The following is a 24,284-nucleotide window of genomic DNA, read 5'->3' on the forward strand; positions in this document are numbered from 1 at the left end:
CCCGCATTCACCCGAAACGGCCGCCGCTCGGAGTTGCGTTCTACTGTTCGGACGACGACACGCCCGAAAGCGCCGCCTCGAGTTCCCGAACCCCCTCCTTCGACGTTCGATCGGGGTTCGCAAGAACGCACACCGGCTGCTGGCCGAGGGAGACGAATCCAAGATCGAGCCGATCAGCGGTCTCGCGCAGCCCGAGGCCGGCGTCGGCATCGCCCGCGATAACCTTGCGGGCCGGGCTCTCGTGGGCGCGCAGGCCCAGCTCGAATCCGTCGATCGCGTCGACGATCTCATGGCGGTCCGATCCCCGTTCCCCGGCGAGGTCGGCGACCGAAGCACCGAGACTCGAGCGCAGCCCCGAATCCGTCGTCCGATTGACGAACCGCAGATCGCGATCGACCAGATCCTCGAGCCCCTCGATCTCGTCGGGGTTGCCGGCCCGGACGACCAGCCCCCACTTGCGTTCCCAGCGCCCGATTTCGGTTGCCTCGAGTTCTCGATCGAGCGGTCCTGCGGCCACAGCGATATCGGGGACGCCCTCGCGGAGTCGCCGCAGGCCGGGCCGGGTCCCGACCGAGAGGTAGCGCGGGTTCTCGAGCCCGTCGAGCAGTCGCGAGACCGTCGGGTCGTCCTCGCCGACGCCGAACAGCGTCGGCGGACGGACGTCCGGCGAGAACAGCGTGACCGTGACGGGTTCGCCCTCCTCGAGGTAGTCGGTCTCGGGGCCGACTTCCACGACGCCGTCGGCGTCCGCGAGGCTGGTCGTCGCGCCGCTGCCCTTGTCAACAGGGTAGACGAGCGTCTCGCCGTTGCCGTCCGTGACAATCCCGACCGGCATGAGCCGGTGTCGACCCTCCTCGTACCGTTCCTGTCTGGCCAGCCGGCCGGAGACCGTCGCGGATGCGGGCTCCGGCGTTCCGGCCGCCTCGCGGATCGCCGGTGCAACGAAGGTTCGGAAGACCATCATCGCGGAGACGGGATAGCCGGGGAGGCCGACGTACGCGGAATTATCCAGCCGACCGATCAGCATCGGCTTCCCTGGTTTGACGCTCACGCCGTGGAGCAGCAACTCGCCCTGTTCCTCGATAACCCGATAGATAACGTCGACCGCGCTCGCGCTGGTCGATCCCGAGGAGAGCACGAGGTCACACTCGTCAGCCGCGGTCCGCAGAATCTCCTCCATCTCGTCTTGCTCGTCGCCGGCGTGGGGGTAGAGGACAGCCTCCCCGCCGGCATCTTCGACGCCCGCGGCGATGGTGTAGCTGTTGACGTCGTAGATCTCGCCGCGCTCGCTGTCGAGGTCCTCCCCCGGCCGGACGAGTTCGTCACCTGTCGAGACGATGCCGACCTGCGGTTTCGCTCGGACCGGCACCTCGTCGATCCCCAGCGCCGACAGCAGGCCGATGTCGCGAGGCGTGATCGTCGTTCCGGGACCGAGCGCGCGTTCGCCGGCGGCGACGTCTGCCCCCGCGAACATGACGTTGTCACCGGGAGCGACTGAGGTACGGACCAGGACCTCGTCGCCGTCAGCGTCCGTATCAGTTCGCTCGACGGGGACCATCGCGTCTGCGCCGTCTGGCATCACCGCGCCGGTCGAGATTTCGACAGCCTGCCCCTCCTCGAGCGCCACGTCCGGTTTCGCACCCGCGTGGATCTCACCGACTATCTCAAGGCGGGCAGGATCAGCCTCGTCCGTGCCGAACGTGTCCCGGGCCCGGAGGGCGTAGCCGTCGAGGCTCGCCCGGTCGAACCCCGGCACGTCGAGTTCGGCGTCGAGTCGCGCCACGAGCACCCGGCCGCGTGCATCCTCGAGTGAGACGCGCTCGATGCCGCCCTCAAGGGCCAGCGAGTCGATCGCCTCGCGTGCCTCTGCGGGGGAGGCGAGATCGCGGAATTCCTTGCGGTTCATAGCGGTCCTTCGGACGCCGAGGCTAAAAACGTCGGTCGACTCACCGTAGTCTCTCGGCCGCCAGGCGTTGCCTGTGAAATGTTCTCACACAGCAATGATTAAGCGTCAGCCCGAAGAGGTGCGATCCATGTCACGGCTTTCCGATACAGACCGCGAGCGCATCGCTGCCCTCTTCGACCGTCACCTCGAGGCCGGGCTCCACCACGGGGCTCAGTTGGCCGTCTACGTCGACGGCGAGCCGGTGATCGACCTCGCGGGCGGCGTCGAAGCGCCGGACGGCCCGGATGAGACCCGCGAGACGCGGCACATCCTCTTCTCGAGTACAAAGCCCTACGCCGCGGTCACCCTGCACTCCCTCGTCGAGGAGGGGGAACTCGACTACGACGACCGGGTGGTCGACCACTGGCCGGAGTTCGCCGACGAAGGCACCGAAAGGCCGAGATCACCGTCCGACAGGTACTCAGCCACACCTCGGGACTCAATCGAGGCGAGATCGATGATCGGCCTGACCTCTGGGGTGACTGGGATGCCGTGGTGGAGCACCTCGAGGAGATGGAGCCGAACTTCCCGCCGGGGGAGACGCCGGCCTATCACGCGCTGACGTTCGGCTGGCTGGTTGGCGAACTCGTCCGCCGCGTTTCCGAGACGCCGATTGAGCAGGCCGCTCGAGAGCGCGTCTTCGATCCGCTCGGACTGGACGACACCGGCATCGGGTTGCGAGACGACGAGGACGACGATGTCGCGACGCTCGTCGGGTTCGAGGAATTCGACCGCTGTCGAGATCCCGGCGAGGGACTGGGCGATCACACCGAGGTCGCGGCCCCCTTTAATTCAGAGGAGATCCACCGCGCCGTGATCCCCGCCGCCAACGGCATCGGAACCGCCGGCGACATAGCCCGCTTCTATGCCTGTCTCGCAAACGGCGGCGAACTCGAGGGGACGCAACTCCTCGAGTCCGAGACCGTCGAGCGGATGACGCGCCTCGAGGCCGAGACGGAGTCGGATGGGACAATCGGCCGAGAAGGGCGATTCGCGCTCGGCTTCTGGAAGGGTGGGACGACGGTTGCGCCGTACGGTTCGCTCTCACCCGAACACGTGTTCGGCCACGCCGGCCTCGGGAGCAGCGTCGGCTGGGCCGACCCCGAGGAGAACATCAGTTTTTCGTACGTGACGAATGGGGTTCGCGAGGGGTCCTACGAACACGTCGCCCGCGTGAATGGGCTGGCGGATGCGGTTCGACAGGCGCTCCGGTGAGTCGGTGACCGAACCGACTGCTCGTCGTGCCTCAAGCATGCTGACCGAACAGTGATACGTCACCCGTCCCTATCCCGCCTATGGCGGATTTCGGGACGGCCGCGCTGCAATTCATTCAGCTGTATGGCCCGCTCGCGCTGTTGCTCTTTACCTTCCTCGAGACGTCGATGCTCTTCCCCTTTTTCCCGAGCGAGGTCGTCGTTCCGGCCGCGGCCGCGCTGTTGATCGTCGATCCGATTTCGTTTGTCGTCTTCATCGCGGCGGCGACTATCGGCGGAACCGTCGGGTCCTACGTGCCGTTCTACGCGTTTCGCGGCCCCGGATCGCGCGGCCTCGGCCGTCTTCGGGAGCGGATCAACGTCTCCGAGGGCGCGACCGAACGCGGGCGGCAGTGGTTCCGCCGTTGGGGAACCTCGTCGGTCTGCTGGGGTCGGTTCCTGCCGGGGCTCCGGTCCGTCGTCTCGATCCCAGCCGGACTCGCCCGAATGTCGCCGGCTCGGTTCGGCGTCTACACGGCGGCCGGCACCGTCCTGTTTTATGCTGCTGTCGGCGCGGTCGTCTACTACGGCCGACAGCAGTCACTGTTCGCCGCCGCCGGCGCCGCCGCCACCGATCGCCCGGCCCTCACCGCGGCGGTCGTGATCGTCGGCCTCGCAGTCGGTCTCCTAGTCGTCGTACGGCAGCGACGGACGGAACGGGAGTAGTAGCGATCAGGCGTTCGGCTCCCAGTTCTCCACGACCACCGTCTCGCCCGCCGGAATCCCCTCGCGGTCGTCGTCGACGACCACCCAACCGTCCGCCAGTGCGACGCTCGAGAGCACGCCTGACCCGCTCGCCCGGGTCGGAATCGCCGTGTATTCGGGTTCGTCACGTTCGCGATCCGCATCTCCGCCATCGCGTGCCTCGAGTCGAACCCGCGCGAACGTACGCGTCCCGGGTTCGCTCGGAATCTTGCGCTCGAGTCGGGCCCGCGTGGTCGGGTGGGGATCAGGCGTCGTTCCCTCGAGCCAGCGCAAGACTGGTCGGAGGAACTGGACGGCGTTGACGATACAGGCGACAGGATAGCCCGGCAGTGCGAGCACTGGCGTGTCTTGAACGATCCCGAGACAGACGGGATGGCCGGGTTTGAGCCCGACGCCGTGGATGAGCACCTCGCCGAGGTCGTCAATCACTTCCGGCAGCAGGTCGCGTTCGCCCACCGAGGAGCCGCCGGTGGTCACGACCACGTCCTTTGTCAGATCCCGCTGGATTGCCACGCGCAGCGACTCGGGGTCATCGGTGACCACGTCCCGATAAGTCGCGCGAGCGCCCCAGCGCTGGGCCAGTCGCGAGACCGTCAGCCCGTTCGTCTCGATCACCTCGCCGGGATCGGGGTCGCCCGCGACGAGTTCCTCGCCGGTCGGCACGACGCCGACAGTCGGCTGCTGGGCCACCGCGACGCGGTCGTAGCCCGCCGACCGCAGGAGCCCCAGATCCGACGGCCGGAGCCGGTGACCCGCCTCGTAAAGGTGCTGGCCCGCCTCAATATCCTCGCCGACCGGCGCGACGTTTTCCCCCTCCGCGACCGCGTCCTCGACCTCGAGTTCGCCGACCGACTCGAGGTCAGTGACGCGTTCGATCATGACGACGGCGTCGGCACCTTCCGGGAGCGCGCTGCCGGTGTGGACCCGGGCGGCCGTTTCGGGGTCGATGTGGTCGGCGGTCGCGTGGTCACCCCCATCGGTATCGCCGGTTGGCTCGGCGATCCGCAACACTTCCGGCGAGCGATCGCTCGCCCCGAACGTGTCCGCGGCCCGGACGGCGTAGCCGTCCATCGCTGCCCGCTGGTAGTGGGGTACGTCTCGAGCAGACGTCACGGGCGCGGCGAGGACGCGGCCGTCCGCGCGGTCGACGTCGACGGTCTCGGTCCCGCAGGGTACGTCCGAATCGGCGTCCCCACTCCCCTCGATTGCCTCCCTGAGAATCCGGCGCGCTTCGTCGACCGGCGTTCGGACCTTGAATCCGGCCTCCGTGCGCTCGCGGTCGGCTCCTTCCATACGGTGACTCGAGTCGTCGGAGGCCAAAAGCGTGGGGGAACCCGTCGTCTGATCGGTCGTTCGGAGGAGAATCTGGGTGTCACAGACCGGCTCTCTCGTCCGATTGTTCAGTAGAGGTGGGGTATCGCTCCGAACCCACCAACCGACGTGCAGTGGCGCGCGCTGTATCGCGGTGAGCGGATAGCGAACCGCGGTTCAAACTCGTGCGAGGGATGAGGACCGCAGCGAACCGTATGAGCGAGGACCGCAATCGGCTGGGGAGGGCGTGGCGACCCCGTGTTGCCACGGTAGCTGGACATGTTATTTTCTATTCCCCTAGTCAGAATCCATCATTCCATACATACGCGACTGGACCAGTGTACTCGAGAATGATCGAACCGAAACGGAAGCATCCTATTATCGTGGCAACACGGGATTTCCACACCCTCCCCAACCGATTCGCTCGCACAAGTTCCCACCGCGGTTCGTTCGTCACTCACCGCGATACAGCGCGCGCCACTGCACGGTAGGTGGTCTCTTCGGAGTGAGATGGCGCTTCTCTCTCTGTCTATCGGCTGTCATGGGACTAATCCGCAGACCGCTCGGAGGGCGTCGACGGATCGCCGCGACCGCGGGGTTTTTCGTATCGGCGTTCGAACCTGTATCCATGTCAGCGCTCCGCGACGCGTTGCGGGACCTCTCCGAGGACGTCTTCTTCGATCTGCTCGAGAGCGAGGACGCCTACCTGCTCGTACTCGACGTCCCCGGCGTCTCCGCCGAGTCGCTCGACCTCGCGATCGATGACGGTCGCATCTCAATCGACGCCCACCGAGAGAAAGAACCGGCCGGCGACTACCAGTACCTCGAGGAGAACCGATCGCTCTTTCTCGACGTCGATCTCCCGTTGCCCGACGACGCGTCCGACGCCGGTGCCGAGGCGACGGTCGACCGTGGCGTCCTCGAGTTGATGCTGCCGAAACGCGGTGCCCACGGGGAGACGACGATCGATATCGTTGACGAGGACTCCTAACCTGGGGTGACCGAGGCTGGTTTCCCTCCGCGCATACAAGCGATTCGTCATCGTCGCCTGGCAGTTCCTCCCGCTCTTGCTCGCCTACGCCCGCGACCGGCGACGCTTCCTCCTGTTCGGGCGTCGCCGCCGGGTTGATCCCGAGACGCACCGCCACCGAGCCGAGGTGCTGCTCGAGTCGCTGTTGACCCTCGGACCGACGTTCATCAAACTCGGCCAGTTGCTGTCGACCCGTCCTGACGTGCTCCCGCCGGCGTATATCGACGTTCTCGCGTCGCTTCAGGACGACGTGCCGCCGGCACCCTGGCCCGAGGCGAAACAGGTGCTCGAGGACGAACTCGGTCCGGTCGACGAGCGCTTCGCGGAATTCGACACCGAGCCGATCAGCGGTGCGAGTCTGGGGCAGGTCTATCGGGCGCGCCTCGACCCCGAGAGCGAGCGCGCACGGGCCGGAACAGACGGTGAGACTGGGCCCGATGTCGCCGTTAAGATCCGCCGTCCGAACATCGAGGATCTCGTCCGAGCCGACCTACGAGTTATCAAGTGGTCGCTGCCGATCCTGCTGTACTTCGTCGACGACGCCCGCTCGTTTTCGCTGGAGAATCTGGCCGAGGAGTTCTCGAAGACGATCCGTGAGGAGATGGACTACGAGCGCGAGGCAGCGATGCTATCGGAAATCCGCTCTCACTTCGCCGACGACGACCGCTTTCTCATCCCCACCGTGATCGAGCGTCACTCCAGTGCGCGCGTGCTCACCATGGAGCACATCGAGGGGACGAAGATCAACGACGTCGAAGAACTCGAGCGCAAGGGAATCGACCGAACCGAGATCGCGGAGAACTTGGAGCGTGCGTACCTGCAGATGATCATCGACGACGGGGTCTTCCACGCCGATCCCCACCCGGGGAATCTCGCGGTGACCGATGACGGACGAATCGTCTTCTACGACTTCGGCATGTCGGGACGGGTCGACCAGTTCGTCCAGGACAAGATCGTCGACTTCTACATCGCCGTCGCCAATCAGGACATCGACGGTATCCTCGACGCCCTCGTCGAGATCGGCACGCTTTCGCCCGATGCGGACCGGGGCGTCATGGCCGAGGTGATGGAAATCGCCATTCAGGACGCCCGCGGCGAGGACGTCGAACAGTACCGGGTCAACCAGATTATCGGCCAGATCGAGGACTCGATCTACGAGTTTCCCCTCCGGCTGCCGAAGAACCTCGCGCTCGTCCTCCGGGTCGCGACCGTCGTCGAAGGGGTCTGTGTCACGCTCGACGAGGATTTCGACTTCATCTCAGTCGCGACCGACTACCTGACCGAGCAGGGGTATCGCGAGGAATCCATCCGACAGTACATCGACGAGACGGGTCGACAACTCCGCCGATCGGGCGAGTCGCTGACGCGGCTCGCGCCCAAGGCTGAGCAAACGCTCGATCGGCTCGATCGGGACGACCTCTACGTCCGCATCGGCCTCGAGGACAAGGAGAACGTCTTCGACAAGCTCGCCAAACGACTGGTCTACGGCATGCTCCTCACGATGTCGCTGTTCTCGATGGGCGTGCTGTACGCCCTCGAGGCCCCCGGGCATCGGTCGTCGCGGCGGGTTTCTCGGTGATCGTGCTGATCCAGCTCTACCGATCGTTCCGCTCGCCGACGTCGATCGGCGCACGACCGCAGTTCACGCGACAGAACCTCCGCCAGCGCCGTGGCGAGGAGTAGCGACGGCGCGTTCATCACCGACTGAATATCGGTTCGAATGGAGTATCCATCCCATTACAATATCCTCTCTACCGGTTCGATCGGGTAATGGCGACAGTGTTGCTCGCGAATCCGAATGCTGCGATCGTTACCAGCAACGAGCGACGGTGGATCCTCTCTGGGACACACCAGCGTGAACTCCGAGCGGCGATCGAACGCGGAGCCGACGTTCAGGACGTCAAAGCGCTCCACGACTCGCTGCCCGGCGAGGGGACGTTCGTCGTCCTCTCGGAGCGGGCGGACGAACCGACGGTGCGGGCCCACCGCGGCATCACGTCGGCCTACGAGGTGTTCTACTGTCTCGACTCGAGCGGCGAGCCGGTTCTCACCGACCTGTTTCGGAACGCCCTCGCCCGACTCGAGCCGGGCGATCGGACGGTCCCGGACCGGGCGAAAGCCGATCACCTGCTCTATCGGACGACGCCGATTGATTCCTACGTCGAACGGATCCATCGCCTCGGCCACGGCGAGACGCTCTCCTGGACGCCGGGGGAGACCACGCCACGAACCGAACTGACGGAGACGCTCGAGCCCGAGTCCGATCTCTCCCCTGCGAGCGCACACGACCGGCTTGACGAGGTGCTGTCGGCGATCTGTGCCCCCATCGCGGACGACTCGTCGCTCATGCTCTCCGGCGGCGTCGACTCGACCGTCCTCGAGCCCTACCTGACGAATCCCACGGAGAGCGTGACCGCGTCGTTCGACACGCCCGAACTGGAATTCGAACGCGAGTATGCCGACCGCGCGAACGACCTCGTCGAGACCGACCGCGAGGTCGTCGAGATGACCGAGTCGAACTATCTCGAGCGGCTCGAGGCGGCCGTCGACGCGCTGGGGATGCCGCCCCATCAGCTCCAGACGCCGACATTCGACGGAATCTACCGCGAGTTTGATGGGAGTGAACGGCTCGTCAGCGGTCAGGGGGCGGACGCCGTCTTCGGCCTCGGCGGCTCGCTCGAGGTCGCTCGCACGGTGTGGCGGACGCGCCACCTCGGCTACGTCCCGCCCGTCGTCGAGAAACTCCGACAGCATCGGGACGTACTCGAAGAACTCCGGCGACATCCGTCCGATCCCGACGGGAAGGGGCTCCAGTTCGCGGTTTACACGGACGTGCCGTCGGTCGTTGATGCGATCGGCAGCCGGCGGTACGAGCGACGACAGCGCGAGCGCTACGAGTACGCGATGGATCGCGTGCCCGCGCCGACCGGGGATCAGTACGCCCGGCATGTCCACGTCGGCCAGTGGGTCGACTTCTTCTGCGAGGACGCCATCTCCGTCTGGCGGCAGGCCGGCCTCGCGCGGGAGCGCGAAATGTACACCCCGTTCGCGGGCAAGGCCGTCGCCGAACTCGCGCTCGGGCTTTCCTCGCCCGAGCGCTACGTCCACGACGGCGAGCCAAAACACGTCCCGAAGAAACTACTCGGCGAGTGGTACCCCGAGTATGACCGGAGCAAGCCGAAAGGGAACGGGAACTTCCCCGCGGAGCGATTCCTCAGATCGGGACCGCTCGAGTCGGTCTTCGACCGCTACGAGGTCCCCGAGTTCGCGCCGGACGTCTCGGGCGCGCTCGTCGACCGCTCGTCCGGCCTCGCGTGGAACCTGGCCAGCTACGCCGTCTGGCGCGACCGCGTCCTCCGATCTGACGATCTCGAGCCCGTCTCCCACACCCGGTCCGTGTCGGTTCCCTCGAGGACGCCCCAGTCCGAAGGGGAGACGGTGTGACCGCGCTGGCACTGGCGACGGCCGTCTCGAGACCGACGAGGAACGGCCAAGTAGGCCACCGCAGTTCCCTCGAGTGACGCCGGCGAATCCCCCTCCAAGCCTTTCCACCCCGGGCTCGAACGATCGGTATGGACTACGATTGGATCGCGGACCTCTCGGTAGCGATCGACGAAGTGTCGACCGAGCGCTTGGAGCGGGAGACCTCGAGCGAGTTCACCCGCGTGACGACGGAGCTCTCCCTTCCGGGACCAAAACCGGACGGTGACGGCGCGGTCACCGGATGCGGCGAGGACGTCACCTACGAGGCCGCGGATCACGACCGGCTGGCGGAAACGGGGCTGCCGGATCTCACCGGCGAGTACACCCTCGAGTCGTTTTCCGACCGGCTCGCAGACCTTGATCTCTTTCCGGGCGGCGCACCCGACCGCGCGGTCTTTCGGAACTACCGGCGCTGGGGCCTCGAGAGCGCCGCGCTCGACCTCGCGCTCCGACAGGCAGAGACCGATCTCGGGAGCGAACTGGGTCGAACTGCCGATCCCGTCCGGTTCGTCGCCAGCACCCGGCTCGGCGAGCCGCCGACGACCAACCGGCTCGAGTCGCTGCGCGAGCGGGTCCCCGCCCTCGAGTTCAAGCTCGACCCGATCTCGGCGTGGGACGACGACCTCGTCGCGGCCATCGGCGAGACGGTCGGCACGGATGCTGTCCAGATCCTCGATCTGAAGGGCCAGTACGAGGGTACCGACGTCGACATGCCGGCGGATCCCGACCTGTACGAACGCGTCCTCGAGGCGTTCCCCGAGGCTGTCATCGAGGATCCCGCGTTAACCGACGAAACGCGGCCGCTATTCGAGGACCCCGCTGTCCGAGAACGGGTCTCCTGGGACGCCCCGATCCACGGTCTCGAGGACGTCGAAGCGCTGCCCTGGGAGCCCGACTGGCTCAACATCAAGCCCTCCCGGTTCGGCTCGCTCGAGTCGCTGTGCGAGACCCTCGCCTACTGCGACGATCGCAACGTTCAGCTATACGGCGGCGGCCAGTTCGAACTCGGCGTCGGCCGCGGCCAGATCCAGACGCTGGCGTCGCTTCGCTACCCCGACGGCCCGAATGATGTCGCGCCGCGGGCGTACAACGATCCCGCGGTCGGAGACGGGTTGCCGGAGAGCCCGCTCAAGCCGCCCGCGAACCCCGCGGGCTTTCGCTGGTAATCAACCCGTCAGACACCTTTCAATCACAGGTATCGATCCGTCGATCTGTGAGAGACGAACGAGGATGCCTGTCGGCGGCGTTCAGAAGAAATCGGCGTTCGCTTGCTCCGGAGGATCATCGGCCTCCCGAGCGATTGGTCGAACCGATCCCGTTCGCCGACCGTCGGCTCCCGCGCCCAGATCACGGTCAAACGGAGGGGAGATCCCGTCGGCGGGAGCGTCTGTGTCAACTGGACATAGCTGATCCACAGGACAGTTCCGACTCCGTAGCATGTCACTACGGCCCAGTCCCCGGAAATCGGTACTACGATGGCCACGTACGGCGTGAGAACGACCAGCGCTATCCCTCCGACGGCCGCGATCGTCCCGCGCCGTCGGTCGCGCTTGTCGATCTCGAACTCGGGATTGATCACCGCCTCGACGGCCGGTCGGAACCCACGGTGAAACGCCATCACCGCGGCGACGGCTGTGGCCGTTGTGACCGTGACGATTACCGCAATCCACGCCGCCGTCCCGAACGGCCCCGTGGAAGCATCGCTCGCAGACTCGGCACCCGGAAGTAGACGGTGTGGACAGTCAACGCGCCGAATATCGAGACCATCGTGAACAGTGTCCGACAGCCCGTAACTGTCGACTCGAGTCTCGTCTCGAACCAGTCGATTCTCCTGATACCGATCGCGAGGAGTCGACCGAACCGAACAGCCCACTGATCAACGCGACCGAAAACATCCCTACACGAACCCATTCCATCTGTGTCTCAATCTATGTCAGCCGGGATATTATGTTCATTTCGATAAATATAGGTGTAATATACACTCTGTCAAGGCACAATCGATAGCATCGTTGGGATCAGCGCGCTGATACTATTGGACAGAGCTAGTTGACTATCGATCGCTGAATTCGTCCGTTTCCACAGCCGACGGACGATCTTTTGGATTGAATTTGCAGTGACTTCTGTCCGACAGTATGAATCGAACTCGAGTGGCTCCCGTCGATAGCCGGTTCCAGCGTTTCGTGACGACATGACACGCCGCGACGGCGTTCCAAACGGTTTATGGCCGTCGGTTGATTACGCCGGGACATGGCGAAACAGCAGACCGAGGTTCGCGAACTCCAGGAAGGAAGCTACGTCATGATCGAGGACACGCCGTGTAAGATCAACGCCTACTCGACGGCAAAGCCGGGCAAACACGGCAGCGCCAAGGCTCGTGTCGAAGCCGAGGGCGTCTTCGACGGTAAGAAACGCTCGCTCTCCCAGCCCGTCGACGCGAAGATCTGGGTTCCGATTATCGAGCGGAAAAACGGACAGGTCGTCTCCGTCGACGGTGCTGACATGCAGATCATGGACTTGGAGACCTACGAGACCATCACGATGCGCATCCCCGACGACGTCGATGTCTCCCCCGACGAGAACATCGAATACCTCGAGATGGAAGACCAGCGAAAGATCGTCTGATGTTTCCCGGGGCGACCGACGAACGCGAGGAGACCAACACGGCGGCACAGTCCGATCGTGGAGGCGACACCGACACGCAAGGGCGCGAGCCCGACCGTGACGGCGCGAACTTCGTGGTCGTCGGTGCGCCCCTGGACGCAACGACGACCTTTCAGCCGGGGGCCCGATTTGGGCCCCAGCGGATCCGATCTTTTGCGACACCGTTCGACGATTACGACCACCGGACGGACCAGCGTTTTTCGGACCTCGGCGTCGTCGACCACGGCGACGTTCGGGCGTGGAACGATGTCGAAGCGTACCTTGAGTATCTGACGAGCACGCTTCGTGAGGCGGTCTGGAACGACGCCGTGCCACTGACGTTGGGCGGCGAACACACCGTCTCCCTCGCAGGCGCACGCGCCGTAGAACCCGAGGTATTCGTCTGTCTCGACGCCCATCTCGATCTGTACGACGAATACGACGGCAACCCGCTCTCGCACGCCGCCGTCACCCGACGAATCCTCGAGGACGTCGAGTCAGTCGAGGAGGCGATCATCCTCGGCGCTCGCACCGGCAGCGAAGCCGAGTGGGAACGAGCGGCCGACGACGACGTGACCGTCGTTCCACCCGAAAACGTAGGGGAGTGGACGCCCGCCGATCGGCTCGAGAACCGCGACGTCTACCTGAGCGTCGATATCGACGCCGCAGATCCCGGCTATGCGCCGGGAACCGGGACGATGGAGCCGTTCGGGCTCGAGCCCCGCGAACTCCGCGACGTCGTCCGCGAAGTCGCACCCCACGCCAGCGGGTTCGACGTGGTCGAGGTCAACGACCGCGACGACGGTCAGGCGGCCGCCTTAGCCGCGAAACTGGTCCGGGAGTTCGTCTTCTCGAACGCTGACGGGTAATCCGGATCCGTCGCTCCTCGTCAAGTCAGTGCGGTGGCGCGTGCTGGGCGACGGTGAGCTAACGGCGAACCGTCGCTTGACTCCGCGCGAGGGATGAGTGAATGAGTGTTAACGCGGAACCGGAGGTTCCGCGAACCATACGAATAGTGCGGGACCGGCGGTCCCGCATACCGTGCGAACGGGCCGTCGGCCCGTGAGCAGAGGGCGCTGCGCGCCCGTGAGTAGAAATCGGCTGGGGAGGGCGTGGCTCTCACTGTTCCACGATAGCAGAACAGCCTTTCCGAACTACCGTGTCCTCACGAACTTGAGAGTGATTCGAGCGAGAGTACACCCTTTTCACGTCTCGAGCAAATCCCCGAGTATGACCGAGACGACGCTGTGTTTCCCGCTTCGGGACGGTGATGACGACGCTGATCGCGAGGTACTCCTCATCGAGAAACGCCGCGGCCTCGGCGAGGGCTGGTACAACGGCCCCGGCGGCAAGTGCGAACCCGGTGAAACGCCGCGAGAGTGCGCCATCCGCGAAACCCACGAAGAAGTCGGCCTCGAGGTCCGGGACCTCGAGAAGGCGGGCGAACTCACCTTTCTCCTCGACGGCGAGGAACACACCGTCTGTCACGTCTACCGTACGCGCTCGTTCACCGGCGAGCCGACACCCTCCGAGGAGGCCTATCCGGAGTGGGTTCCCATCGATGGCGTCCCCTACGACCGGATGTGGGACGACGATCACCTGTGGCTGCCCGGCGTGCTCGAGGGGCAGACGGTCGCCGGCGAGTTCCAGTTCGAGGGCGGCGAGCCGTTAGACGAGGCCGAGTTCGTCGATCACGACCTCGAGTGGGACGTCCCATTTTGATCGTTCGGTCGCCGTCGAACCGGTCCCGCGATTAGATCACCGAGTTACGGCTTCAACACGACCTTCCCGGAACTCTTCCGGTCCTCGATGTACTGGTGGGCCTCGGCCGCGTCCTCGAGCGCGAACGACTCGCCTAGGATTACCTCGAGGTCGCCGCTGGCGAATCCCTCGGTCAACTCGGGGACGGCTTTCATGACCCGCGACGGATCGTGCATGGAGGCCTGCCCGAGATGGAACCCTTTGACGGTCTTGTTCTCGAAGAGCAGGCGCTGATTGCTGACCTCCGCAGGGACGCCGCTGGCGACGCCGTAGGTGACCATCCGGCCGAAGTGGGTCATCGCGTCGAGGCTGCGCTCGAAGACGTCGTCGCCGACGCTCTCTAAGACGAGGTCGACGCCCTCACCGTTGGTTTCGTCCTCGACGACCTCACGGAAGTCCGTCTCGGTGTAGTTAATCGGATGGTCGCAGCCCAGCTCGGCTGCGAGGTTGAGTTTTTCCTGTGTGCTCGCAGTGCCGAAGACCTTAGCCCCGGCATTGGACGCTAGCTGGACAGCTGCGGTGCCGACCCCGCCGGCTGCAGCCTGAATGAGGACGGATTCGTCTTCCTCGAGGCCGCCCCACTCGAAGAGACAGGCGTGGGCGGTGAGAAACTGGACGGGGAAGCCGGCTGCCTCATCGAAGCTCATCGCCTCGGGGATGGGAAAGAGCAGGTCCGCGGCAGCGGTGACGTACTCGGCGTAGCCGCCGGTGTCGAGCATGCCGACGACGCGGTCGCCTTCCGACAGGTCCTCGACGCCCTCGCCGACCGCGTCGACCGTTCCCGCGGCTTCCATGCCGGGGACGTACGGCGCTTCGGGACCGTCCGGGTAGTGACCCCGGCGTTGCATGATATCCGCGAAGTTGATCCCTGCGGCTTCGATGTCGATTCGAACCTCGCCAGCGTCCGGTTCCGGCGTCGGTACGTCGCCGACCTCGAGCGCGTCGCTGTCACCGTACTCGGTCACTTCGATCGCTTTCATATCGAATGCGTGTACCGGTGTCGCACACATAACGCTGTCAGAACCGGACAAAACCAAGAGAGCGTTCATTGTTGTCGGCAGGAGACCAAACTGGAACGGTTGCGACTGCCACGGGTGGGTTCAACAGGGCCATCGTCGTACGACGGCTATGTCGACCGTTGGGTCCGTCGTCGCTCTCGCGCGGGATCGGAATCTCACGTTTCTGGCGGCGGGGATCGCCTACTACGCGTTCGTCTCGACGATACCGCTGCTATTGCTCGCCGTGACGATCGCCTCGTTCGTCGGGGGCCAGGCGCTGGCGGACCGCGTGAGTAGCATGCTCAGCCAGCAACTCTCGTCTTCGGGACAGCAGATGGTATCCCAGGCGCTCACTGATCCGTCCGGTCGGGCGGCCGCGTCCGTAGTCGGATTCCTCGCGCTGGCGTGGAGCGCCCTGAAGCTCTTCCGTGGCCTCGATCAGGCGTTCGACGAGGTATACTCGGACGACGTCGACGTGTCGCTACTGGGCCAGGTCCGGGACGCGATCGTCGTCATCGTCGGCACCGCACTCGCCGTCGCGCTCGTCGTCGCCGTCGGCGCCGTGCTCTCGATACTGAACCTGCAAATCCCGTTCGCCAACGTGCTCGGGTCGCTTGTGCTGATCGTCGTCCTGACGATCGCGTTCCTACCCATATACTACGTGCTTCCACCGGTGAACGTGTCGCTCGGTGAAGTGATTCCGGGAACGGCACTGTCTAGTTACTCTATTCCAACGTATAGGGGGATTTCAGAGCCTGTTACAGCGTCACCGGTGGGATCCGTGATTGTCACTGGTTATGTGAAGTTTGCTGAAGCAGCCGAATTATCGCTGCTCATAGAACAGAGTCCGCCTATATCAGATCCAATATGGTAGTTTTACAGTCGGTATCGTCACTTCATTACCTCCCTGTATTGCGGTTTCTCTTATCTAGACAGGGCCCCGGGAACGATCGTCGCCGCGATCGGCTGGGTCCTTCTTCAGGTCGGGTTCCGGATCTACGCGGCCAACGCCGGCCGCTACGCGGCGTACGGCGTGATCGGTGCTGTCCTGTTGTTCGTCACGTGGCTGTACTTCGGCAGCGTCGTGATACTGCTGGGCGCGGCGGTAAACGCCGTCCGTCGGGGTGCGACGACGGAAACGCCGTAGCACTCTCCGATCCCTGTCGACTCCGGTAGCGTGACCTCGAGACAACCGCGCCACCGAGCGTTCGCCCTTCGCATGGTTTAAGCCCGCGCTGACTGCATGTCGTACTAATGAGCGACGAGAGTCAAGAACTCGGCATCACCGAGTCGAAATCGCATAAGCCCGGCGAGTGGTACGCCGAGGTCGTCCAAAAGGCCAACATCGCTGACTACGCGCCGATGGGCGGATTCATCGTCACGAAGCCCCGCGGCTACGCCCTCTGGGAGGCCATTCAGGATTCGCTGGACGGCTGGTTCAAGGAGACCGGCGTCGATAACGTCTACTTCCCAATGTTCATCCCCGAGAGCTTCCTCGAGCGGGAGAAGGACATCGTCGAAGGGTTCGATCCGGAGGTCGCGTGGGTGACCCAGGGCGGCCACGAGGAACTCGAGGAGCGACTGGCCGTCCGGCCGACCAGTGAGTCGATCATCGCGCCGTTCATGGCCGACTGGACGCGCAGCCACCGTGACCTGCCGATGCGGCTCAATCAGTGGTGTTCGGTCGTGCGGTGGGAGGCGACGGAGACGAAGCCGTTCTTCCGGACGAAGGAGTTCATGTGGCAGGAGGGCCACACCGCCCACGCGAGCAACGAGGGCGCGTGGGAGGAGGTCTGGACACGTCTCGGCCAGTACGAACGCGTCTACGAGGACGTGCTGGCGATTCCGGTGCTCCGCGGGAAGAAGCCCGAACACGACAAGTTCCCCGGTGCGGACACGACGACGACCGTCGAGGCGCTGATGCCCGACGGCAAGTCCGTGCAGGGAGCAACCAGCCACAACCTCGGCCAGAGTTTCGCCGAGGCCTTCGACATCACCTTCGCCGACGAGGACGAGGAAGAACAGACGGCCTACACCACCTCGTGGGGCCTCTCCTGGCGTGCACTGGGTGCACTCATCATGACCCACTCCGACGACCAAGGGCTCGTGCTCCCGCCGACGGTCGCGCCCACGCAGGTCGTCATCGTCCCCATCTGGCAGGCGGACACGAAAGACGACGTGCTCGAGTACTCTGAGGAAATCGCCGACGACCTCGAGGACGCCGGCTTCCGTGTCGAACTGGACGACCGCGACGGACGCAACCCCGGCTTCAAGTTCAACGAACACGAACTCAACGGGATCCCGCTGCGACTCGAGATCGGTCCCCACGAGGTCGACGACGGGGAGGTCACGCTGGTCCACCGGCCCGACAACGCCGAATCCGTCGAGGACCGCGACGAGATCGTCGAGAGCGTTGACGAGCATCTCGACGAAATCTTTGCCAAGCTCTATGAGACGGCCGAGGAGAACCTCGAGGAGAACGTCCGCGAAGCCCACAGTCCGGAGGAGATCCTCGGGACGATCGGCAAACACGGCGGCTACGTGAAGACGCCGTGGTGTGGCGACGAGGCCTGTGAAGAGGTCATCAAGGAGAAGATCGCCGCCGAGATCGTCATGCAGCCCCTGGCCGACGAAGGCGGCGAAACTGCGGGAGAGGTTCCCGAACCCGACCACGACGAGTGTGGCGTCTGTGGCGATCCGGCGGACGAGATCGCGTACTTCGCGAAGTCGTACTGATTCGTTCGGCAGGGCGATTCTTTTGTCGTTTCGTTCGAATCAGACTCGAGCCGTCCTCGAGGACTAGCCGGCAGATCGTGGGTGACTGTTCCACGCTGACCTAACTGTTTAACCCCAGGTACCTTACCGGGGGAGAATAAGTAGAAGGATGTGGTGTTCACTCTGGTGGGTGAACACTACGTGCCTCTGACATTTCCCCGCTACCGGGAGACCGTCCTTTCCGGACGGGGTTTCAACCGACCGGTAGCGCGGACTGATCGACGCTTCTTCGGGACGTAATTGAAACGAGCCGAGTACAGGAGTGGCCACTAGTGGTTAAGGTGTTCCACTATACCTTATATTGGGTTATATGTGTTAATAATACGCTTAGTCATAATGGATTAGCCTCTTATAGTTGTTTCCGCTACGGGTGTGTATGACACAGCCACATATAGCGCCATCCACCGAGCGTTCAGCGGGGCTCGCCGACCCTGCGGACGCGCGGTCGAACTGCGGGGTCGGCGTCGTCATGGACCTCGATGGGGATGGGGGACACGACGTCGTCGCCGACGGGCTCGAACTACTCGAAAATCTCGAACACCGCGGGACGACTGGCGCAGAGAAGAACACCGGCGACGGGGCCGGTATCATGCTCCAGACGCCCGACTCGTTCTTCGAGACCGTTCTCGACGCCTCCCTCCCCGAGACCTATGCCGTCGGCTCGCTCTTTCTCCCACAGGACGGCGCGGCACGTGCGGAACTCCTCGACCTCATCGAAGAGACGTTCGATACCTACGGCCTCGACGTCCTCGAGTGGCGGGACGTTCCGACGAACAACGAGGACCTCGGTCAGACGGCCGTCGACTCCGAACCGGACGTCTGGCAGGTCGTCGTCACGCCCGACGACGACATCTCCGGCGACGACTTCGACCGCCGTCTCTACGTCGCCCGACGCGCACTCGAGAACGCGGTCGAGGACGCCGCTATCGAGAACAAGGAACGGTTCTACGTCGTCTCTCTGGACTCGTCGACGGTAGTCTACAAGGGGCTGCTGAAGGGCGTTCAGGTGCCCGCGTATTATTCCGATCTGACCGACGAGCGGATGGAATCGACGTTCGTGATGGTCCACGAACGGTTCTCGACCAACACGCTCGGTGCCTGGCATCTCGCCCATCCCTACCGGAACATCATCCACAACGGCGAGTTCAACACCATTCAGGGCAACATCAACTGGATGCGAGCCCGCGAGACCGATATCGAGAGCGACGTCTTAGCGGATCTCGAGGCGGTCAAGCCGATCATCGATGACCCCGAGCAGTCCGACACCGCAAGCGTCGACAACGCCCTCGAACTGCTGATGCAGGACGGCCGGGACCTCGAACACGCCCTGCGGATGCTCGTCCCCGAGGCCTGGCGCGGCGATGACGCGATGGACGACGACCGGAAAGACTGGTACGACTTCCACGCCTCGCTCGTCGAGCCATGGGACGGCCCGGCACTCGTCGCGGCGACCGACGGCGAACGCGTCGGTGCAGTGCTGGACCGCAACGGGCTTCGTCCTTGCCGGTACGACGTGACGACGGACAATCGGCTGATTATGGCCAGTGAGGCCGGCGCGCTCGAGACCGAACCCGAAAACATCGAAGAACGCGGCCGTCTCAAGCCCGGTCAGCTCTTCCTTGCCGACCCCAACGAGGGTCGTGTCATTCCCGACGAGGAAGTCTTCGACGACCTCACCGATGACCGCTACGGCGAGTGGGTTAACCAGGAGCAGGTTCACTTGGACGACATCCGGACCACGAACGACCGGACGCCACAGGGGGAAGTCGACGGCCTACGTGACTACCAGGCGACCTTCGGCTACACCCACGACGAACTCGAGAACCTGATCGAGCCGATGACCCAGAAGGGGAAAGACCCCGTCGGCTCGATGGGCGACGACACGCCGCTGTCGGTGCTGACGGATTTCAACCGGCCGCTGTTCTCCTACTTCAAACAGCTGTTCGCACAGGTCACGAACCCGCCGCTGGACTACATCCGTGAGGAACTCGTGACGTCGATGGAGTCGCGACTCGGCTTCCAGCGGAACCTGCTCGACGAGTCGCCCGAACACGCCCGCCAGCTCGTACTCGACTCGCCGATCCTGACCGACGCCGAACTCGGCTCGATCCGTGACTGTTCGGCCAACGGCATGACGGCTGCGACGATCGACATCACCTACGAACCCGAGAGCGACGAACTCGGCGCTGACCTTGAGGCGGCCGTCGAACGCGTCCGCGAGGACGCCGTCGAGGCGATCGAAGCGGGCAACGATGTCATCATCCTCTCCGATCGGACCGTCGACGAGGACCGGGTTGCGATCCCGAGCCTGCTGGCGACCGGCGGCGTCCACCACCACCTCGTCCGCAACGGACTGCGCAACCACGTCGGCCTCGTCGTCGAGTCCGCCGATCCGCGCACCGTCCATCACTTCGCGACATTGGTCGGCTACGGTGCCGGCGCGGTCAATCCCTACCTCGCCTACCAGACCATCGAGGACATCACTGCCGGCCCCGATGGAGCCGACACCGAGGTCGCGATCGACGCCTACGTCGGCGCGGTCGAGGACGGCCTCCTGAAGATCATGGCCAAGATGGGGATCTCGACCGTCGAGAGCTACCAGGGTGCCCAGATCTTCGAGGCCGTCGGCCTCGACTCCGGTCTCGTCGCTGAATACTTCGAAGGCACCGAAAATCGCACCGAGGGGATCGGCCTCGCCGAGATCGAGGAGGACCTCCGCGAGCGCCACGCGACAGCCTTCGGCAGCGACGGCGAGGAATCGGACCTCAATCGTCACGGCGAGTTCGAACACCGCTCGGACGGAATCCACCATCAGTGGAACCCCGACACCGTCGGCGCGCTCCAGCAGGCCGTCCGCTCGAACGATTACGAGCGCTACGGCGAGTTCGCCGAAAAGATCAACGACCAACAGCAGAACCTCCAGACCCTGCGGGGCCTGCTCGAGTTCGATTCGGATCGCGATTCGGTTCCGGTTGAGGAGGTCGAACCGATCAAGGACATCGTCCAGCGGTTCTCCACCGCGGCGATGTCGCTGGGCAGCCTCTCACCGGAGGCCCACGAGAACAACTCGATCGCGATGAACCGGCTGGGCGGTAAGTCCAACTCCGGCGAGGGCGGCGAACCACCGGAGCGGTTCAACACCGAACGCGAGTGTAACGTCAAGCAGGTCGCGTCGGGCCGCTTCGGCGTCACGTCGACGTATCTCTCGAACGCCGACGAGCTCCAGATCAAGATGGCTCAGGGTTCAAAGCCCGGCGAGGGCGGCCACCTCCCCGGCTCGAAGGTCAACGAGATGATCGCCCATGTCCGCAAATCCACGCCGGGCGTCGGCCTCATCTCGCCGCCGCCGCTGCACGACATCTACTCGATCGAGGACCTCAAGCAGCTGATCTTCGATCTCAAGGCCGCGAACGAGGAGGCGGACATCAACGTCAAGCTCGTCTCCGAGGCCGGCATCGGCACGGTCGCTGCCGGCGTCGCGAAGGCGAACGCCGACGTGGTCCACATCTCGGGCCACGACGGCGGTACCGGTGCATCGCCCAAACCTCGATCAAGAGCGCCGGCCTCCCCTGGGAACTCGGTCTCGCCGAGGCCAACCAGATGCTCTGTGCGACCGGCCTCCGCGACCGCATCCGCGTCTCGGCCGACGGCGGGATGAAGACCGGCCGCGATGTCGCCGTCGCCGCCCTGCTGGGTGCCGAGGAGTACATCTTCGGGACCGCCTCGCTCGTCACCGGCGGCTGCGTAATGGCCCGGCAGTGTCACAAGAACACCTGCCCGGTCGGCGTCGCCACCCAGCGTGAGGACCTGCGCAAGCGGTTCCCTGGCGAGCCCGAACACGTCATCAACTACATGACCTTTATCGCGCAGGAACTGCGCGAGATCATGGCCGAACTCGGCTTCGAGACCATCGACGAGATGATCGGCCAAGTCGACGCACTCGAGCAGCGAACCGATGTCGACCACCCGAAGGCCCGCAACGTCGACCTCTCGGAAGTCCTCGCGGACCCCGGTAGCGACGTCCGCCGGAAGATCCGCGAGCAGGATCACGAACTCGAGGACCAACTCGACCGCGACCTCATTGAGGCTGCGGCCGACGCGATCGAAGATCAGGAGCCCGTCTCGCTCGAGACCGAGGTCACGAACGTTGACCGGACCGTCGGCGCGATGCTCTCGAATCGCATCACCAGCCGCTACGGCGAGCCCGGCCTTCCGGAGGACACCATCACCGTCGACCTCGAGGGGACCGCCGGCCAGAGCTTCGGTGCGTTCCTGGCAAGCGGCGTCTCGATGCATCTCGACGGCAGCGCGAACGACTACGTCGGCAAGGGACTTTCGGGCGGTAAACTCACAATCCGGACGCCTGAGACCGCGGCCTACGACCCGACCGAGAACATCTCGATCGGCAACGTCGCCCTCTACGGCGCGACCGACGGCCAGCTGTACGTCAACGGCGTCGCCGGCGAACGCTTCGCCGTCCGTAACTCCGGTGCCAAGGCCGTCGTCGAGGGCCTCGGCGACCACGGCTGCGAGTACATGACCGGCGGCGTCGTCGCCGTCCTCGGCGAGACCGGGAAGAACTTCGCGGCCGGCATGTCCGGCGGCGTCGCCTACGTCTACGACCCCGATGACGAGTTCGAGACCAAGGCAAACACCGGCATGGTCTCGCTGCACGACGACTTAGAGGAAAAAGACGAGCAGATGCTCCGCCGACTCGTCGAGAATCACGTCGCCTACACCGGCTCCGAGCGTGGCGAACGCCTGCTCGAGAACTGGGAGCGCGCGCTCGAGGCCTTCGTGAAGGTCATGCCCGAGGCCTACTACGAGGCGATCACCGAGCAAGGGTCGGACGACGTCCGCAATGAACTGCCCGGTGCGCCTGAGGCGGCGGCCGAAGCCGAATCAGCCAACTTCGCGGCGAGCGACGACTAACTCGAACAACGCTTTTCTCTCGGATCGCACTGGATCGTTCGGTCGATCGATACGTTCTGTTCGCCGGCGCTTGATTACTCCATCAACCGCACGTGAAAATACGGGAACCGAGCGTCCTCCTCGTCGGCCAGCGCGTCCCTGAACTCTCCCCTTTCGACCAGTTCGAACCCGGCTGACTCGAGTTGGTCTCGGGTGGCCGCCGCGCCGGCCATGCTCCAGCGCATCTCGGTGCCCGTCTCGAGCCAGTCCGGATTCGAACCGGTCCACTCGGTCCAGCCTTCCGTGAGGAGGAGCCGTCCACCCGGTTTGAGGACGCGCGCGAACGACTCGATCGCCGTCCGGTGGTCGTCGATCGGGACGTGAATCAGCGAGTACAGTGCAGTGATGGCGTCGAACGTGTCCGCAGCGAACGGTATCCGAGTCATCTCACCCTGGCACAGCGCCACGTCGGGAACGAGCCGGGTCGCCGTCTCGAGTTGGTCCCGCGAGAGGTCGAGCCCGACGGCCAGCTCTGAGTCGCACCCGTTCGACGGGTCGAGGGTGTACTCGAGCGCCGGGGTTCCCTGTCCACAGCCGGCGTCGAGGAGACGAAATCCGGCTGGAAGTCCGTCGAACAGCGCCTCGAGAGCTGCCGTCTCCTCATCGTCCCGCGTCGCGTTCCGTTCGTTCGCGTACGTTGTCGTGATTTCGTCGTAGGCGCGGCGGACGTCGTCCCGGTCGGACATAGCCGTCCGTCTCGTGTGAGCGACAAATGTCTTCGGTCGCTGTGGGAATGCGACTCGCCTGTCCGTCAGGGACGACTATTCTCTGCCGAGCGTCTGAAACTCCTCGTTCGGCCGCATCTCGGCGAACATCGCCATTCGATTGCTCATGTTGTAATAGGCAGTGACGGCTCCGATGTCCCAGATCGCTTCCTCGCTGAACCCGGCGTCCCGTAACGCCTCGAGATCCGCCGGTTCGACCTCGGTCGGTCGTTCGGTGAGTGTCACGGCGATGTCAAGCATCGTCCGATGGGCGTCGCTGATATCCGCGGTCCGGTAGTTCGCGATCAGCTGGTCGGCCAGCGTCGGATCCTCGGCGTAGATCCGGACGAGCGCGCCGTGGGCGACGTTGCAGTAGTAGCAGTGGTTGACGCCGGAGACGGCGACGATGATCATTTCGATCTCCTCGCGCTCGAGGGCGGTGTCCTCGACGAGTGCGTCGTGATACTGGAAAAGGCCCGAAAGTGCGAGGGTTTGTACGCGAACGCGGCGAATACGTTCGGCGTGAAGCCGGCGCGGTCGGTCTCCTCCGCGATTCGGTCCTGCAGATCTTCAGGTAGGTCATCGAACGCCGGAACGGGGAATCGGGCCATCGCGTCGTCGCTGAGTTCCGGGGTCGGTTCGGGCGTCGGTTCAGATTCGGAATCGGGATTGGCCATAGCTACCGTTCCACAAGCGACTGTAATAATG

The 24,284-nt window shown here is 64.6% G+C and carries 14 protein-coding genes and 5 pseudogenes; 13 read left to right on the top strand and 6 right to left on the bottom strand.

Annotated features, from left to right (window positions below):
* Nucleotides 1-40: 40 nt before the first annotated feature.
* Nucleotides 41-1,906: a molybdopterin biosynthesis protein gene (locus K6I40_RS22130; RefSeq protein WP_222916665.1), complete on the bottom strand. Its 1,866-nt coding sequence runs from the start codon at nucleotides 1,904-1,906 to the stop codon at nucleotides 41-43.
* Between the two features lie 127 nt (nucleotides 1,907-2,033).
* Between K6I40_RS22130 and K6I40_RS22135 the strand changes: the two are divergent.
* Nucleotides 2,034-3,160, top strand: a pseudogene (locus K6I40_RS22135) (serine hydrolase domain-containing protein).
* An 80-nt stretch (nucleotides 3,161-3,240) separates the two neighbouring features.
* On the top strand, nucleotides 3,241-3,864 hold the full coding sequence (locus tag K6I40_RS22140) for a DedA family protein (RefSeq protein WP_222916667.1): 624 nt from the start codon (nucleotides 3,241-3,243) through the stop codon (nucleotides 3,862-3,864).
* 6 nt (nucleotides 3,865-3,870) lie between these two features.
* Here K6I40_RS22140 and glp read toward each other — a convergent pair whose 3' ends face one another.
* Nucleotides 3,871-5,196, bottom strand: coding sequence for a gephyrin-like molybdotransferase Glp (gene glp / locus K6I40_RS22145; protein WP_222916669.1), 1,326 nt, complete (start codon nucleotides 5,194-5,196; stop codon nucleotides 3,871-3,873).
* Between the two features lie 646 nt (nucleotides 5,197-5,842).
* Between glp and K6I40_RS22150 the strand changes: the two genes are divergently transcribed.
* The 4 genes and pseudogenes from K6I40_RS22150 (at nucleotide 5,843) to K6I40_RS22165 (ending at nucleotide 10,893) form a co-directional block, all read left to right on the top strand.
* Nucleotides 5,843-6,205 (top strand): Hsp20/alpha crystallin family protein, encoded by a 363-nt coding sequence (locus K6I40_RS22150; RefSeq protein ID WP_222916671.1) that lies wholly within the window; start codon nucleotides 5,843-5,845, stop codon nucleotides 6,203-6,205.
* Nucleotides 6,206-6,281: 76 nt separating this feature from the next.
* A pseudogene (locus K6I40_RS22155) lies at nucleotides 6,282-7,927 on the top strand (AarF/ABC1/UbiB kinase family protein).
* Nucleotides 7,928-8,014: 87 nt separating this feature from the next.
* Nucleotides 8,015-9,688, top strand: coding sequence for an asparagine synthase-related protein (locus K6I40_RS22160; protein WP_222916673.1), 1,674 nt, complete (start codon nucleotides 8,015-8,017; stop codon nucleotides 9,686-9,688).
* Between the two features lie 128 nt (nucleotides 9,689-9,816).
* Nucleotides 9,817-10,893 (top strand): hypothetical protein, encoded by a 1,077-nt coding sequence (locus K6I40_RS22165; protein ID WP_222916675.1) that lies wholly within the window; start codon nucleotides 9,817-9,819, stop codon nucleotides 10,891-10,893.
* Nucleotides 10,894-10,916: 23 nt separating this feature from the next.
* On the opposite strand, the gene K6I40_RS22170 is transcribed toward K6I40_RS22165, so the two are convergent.
* Entirely contained in the window at nucleotides 10,917-11,345 is a 429-nt protein-coding gene (locus tag K6I40_RS22170; protein ID WP_222916677.1) for a hypothetical protein, read from the bottom strand.
* Between the two features lie 629 nt (nucleotides 11,346-11,974).
* Between K6I40_RS22170 and K6I40_RS22175 the strand changes: the two genes are divergently transcribed.
* The 3 genes from K6I40_RS22175 to K6I40_RS22185 all read left to right on the top strand — a co-directional run bounded on the left by K6I40_RS22175 (nucleotide 11,975) and on the right by K6I40_RS22185 (nucleotide 14,089).
* On the top strand, nucleotides 11,975-12,349 hold the full coding sequence (locus K6I40_RS22175) for a translation initiation factor IF-5A (RefSeq protein ID WP_222916679.1): 375 nt from the start codon (nucleotides 11,975-11,977) through the stop codon (nucleotides 12,347-12,349).
* Nucleotides 12,349-13,236, top strand: a complete 888-nt coding sequence (gene speB, locus K6I40_RS22180) for an agmatinase (RefSeq protein WP_222916681.1) — start codon at nucleotides 12,349-12,351, stop codon at nucleotides 13,234-13,236. The genes K6I40_RS22175 and speB overlap by 1 nt, the downstream gene beginning before the upstream one ends.
* A gap of 361 nt (nucleotides 13,237-13,597) precedes the next feature.
* Nucleotides 13,598-14,089, top strand: a complete 492-nt coding sequence (locus K6I40_RS22185; RefSeq protein ID WP_222916683.1) for an 8-oxo-dGTP diphosphatase — start codon at nucleotides 13,598-13,600, stop codon at nucleotides 14,087-14,089.
* Between the two features lie 44 nt (nucleotides 14,090-14,133).
* Here the strand turns inward: K6I40_RS22185 and K6I40_RS22190 are convergent, their stop codons facing one another.
* On the bottom strand, nucleotides 14,134-15,108 hold the full coding sequence (locus tag K6I40_RS22190) for an NADPH:quinone oxidoreductase family protein (protein ID WP_222916685.1): 975 nt from the start codon (nucleotides 15,106-15,108) through the stop codon (nucleotides 14,134-14,136).
* Nucleotides 15,109-15,256: 148 nt separating this feature from the next.
* On the opposite strand from K6I40_RS22190, the gene K6I40_RS22195 reads away from it, so the two are divergent.
* From K6I40_RS22195 to gltB, 4 genes and pseudogenes are all read left to right on the top strand, one after another.
* Nucleotides 15,257-16,000, top strand: a complete 744-nt coding sequence (locus K6I40_RS22195; protein WP_222916695.1) for a YihY/virulence factor BrkB family protein — start codon at nucleotides 15,257-15,259, stop codon at nucleotides 15,998-16,000.
* 66 nt (nucleotides 16,001-16,066) lie between these two features.
* Nucleotides 16,067-16,273, top strand: a pseudogene (locus K6I40_RS22200) (YhjD/YihY/BrkB family envelope integrity protein); the annotation flags it as partial.
* Nucleotides 16,274-16,380: 107 nt separating this feature from the next.
* Nucleotides 16,381-17,862, top strand: a complete 1,482-nt coding sequence (gene proS, locus K6I40_RS22205) for a proline--tRNA ligase (protein ID WP_222916698.1) — start codon at nucleotides 16,381-16,383, stop codon at nucleotides 17,860-17,862.
* Between the two features lie 415 nt (nucleotides 17,863-18,277).
* Nucleotides 18,278-22,833 (top strand): annotated as a pseudogene (gene gltB / locus K6I40_RS22210) (glutamate synthase large subunit).
* A gap of 74 nt (nucleotides 22,834-22,907) precedes the next feature.
* On the opposite strand, the gene K6I40_RS22215 reads toward gltB, so the two are convergent.
* Nucleotides 22,908-23,558, bottom strand: coding sequence for a class I SAM-dependent methyltransferase (locus K6I40_RS22215; RefSeq protein WP_222916700.1), 651 nt, complete (start codon nucleotides 23,556-23,558; stop codon nucleotides 22,908-22,910).
* Between the two features lie 75 nt (nucleotides 23,559-23,633).
* Nucleotides 23,634-24,253 (bottom strand): annotated as a pseudogene (locus K6I40_RS22220) (peroxidase-related enzyme).
* Nucleotides 24,254-24,284 lie beyond the last annotated feature (31 nt).

The sequence above is a fragment of the Natrinema sp. SYSU A 869 genome, assembly GCF_019879105.1.
In the GTDB taxonomy this organism is placed as follows: domain Archaea; phylum Halobacteriota; class Halobacteria; order Halobacteriales; family Natrialbaceae; genus Natrinema.

Coding starts and splice junctions, on each gene's coding strand:
- K6I40_RS22185 (WP_222916683.1), top strand. CDS start 13,598: ATGACCGAGACGACGCTGTGTTTCCCGCTTCGGGACGGTGATGACGAC.
- K6I40_RS22215 (WP_222916700.1), bottom strand. CDS start 23,558: ATGTCCGACCGGGACGACGTCCGCCGCGCCTACGACGAAATCACGACA.
- K6I40_RS22130 (WP_222916665.1), bottom strand. CDS start 1,906: ATGAACCGCAAGGAATTCCGCGATCTCGCCTCCCCCGCAGAGGCACGC.
- K6I40_RS22190 (WP_222916685.1), bottom strand. CDS start 15,108: ATGAAAGCGATCGAAGTGACCGAGTACGGTGACAGCGACGCGCTCGAG.
- K6I40_RS22175 (WP_222916679.1), top strand. CDS start 11,975: ATGGCGAAACAGCAGACCGAGGTTCGCGAACTCCAGGAAGGAAGCTAC.
- K6I40_RS22195 (WP_222916695.1), top strand. CDS start 15,257: ATGTCGACCGTTGGGTCCGTCGTCGCTCTCGCGCGGGATCGGAATCTC.
- K6I40_RS22170 (WP_222916677.1), bottom strand. CDS start 11,345: ATGGCGTTTCACCGTGGGTTCCGACCGGCCGTCGAGGCGGTGATCAAT.
- speB (WP_222916681.1), top strand. CDS start 12,349: ATGTTTCCCGGGGCGACCGACGAACGCGAGGAGACCAACACGGCGGCA.
- proS (WP_222916698.1), top strand. CDS start 16,381: ATGAGCGACGAGAGTCAAGAACTCGGCATCACCGAGTCGAAATCGCAT.
- K6I40_RS22140 (WP_222916667.1), top strand. CDS start 3,241: ATGGCGGATTTCGGGACGGCCGCGCTGCAATTCATTCAGCTGTATGGC.
- glp (WP_222916669.1), bottom strand. CDS start 5,196: ATGGAAGGAGCCGACCGCGAGCGCACGGAGGCCGGATTCAAGGTCCGA.
- K6I40_RS22160 (WP_222916673.1), top strand. CDS start 8,015: ATGGCGACAGTGTTGCTCGCGAATCCGAATGCTGCGATCGTTACCAGC.
- K6I40_RS22165 (WP_222916675.1), top strand. CDS start 9,817: ATGGACTACGATTGGATCGCGGACCTCTCGGTAGCGATCGACGAAGTG.
- K6I40_RS22150 (WP_222916671.1), top strand. CDS start 5,843: ATGTCAGCGCTCCGCGACGCGTTGCGGGACCTCTCCGAGGACGTCTTC.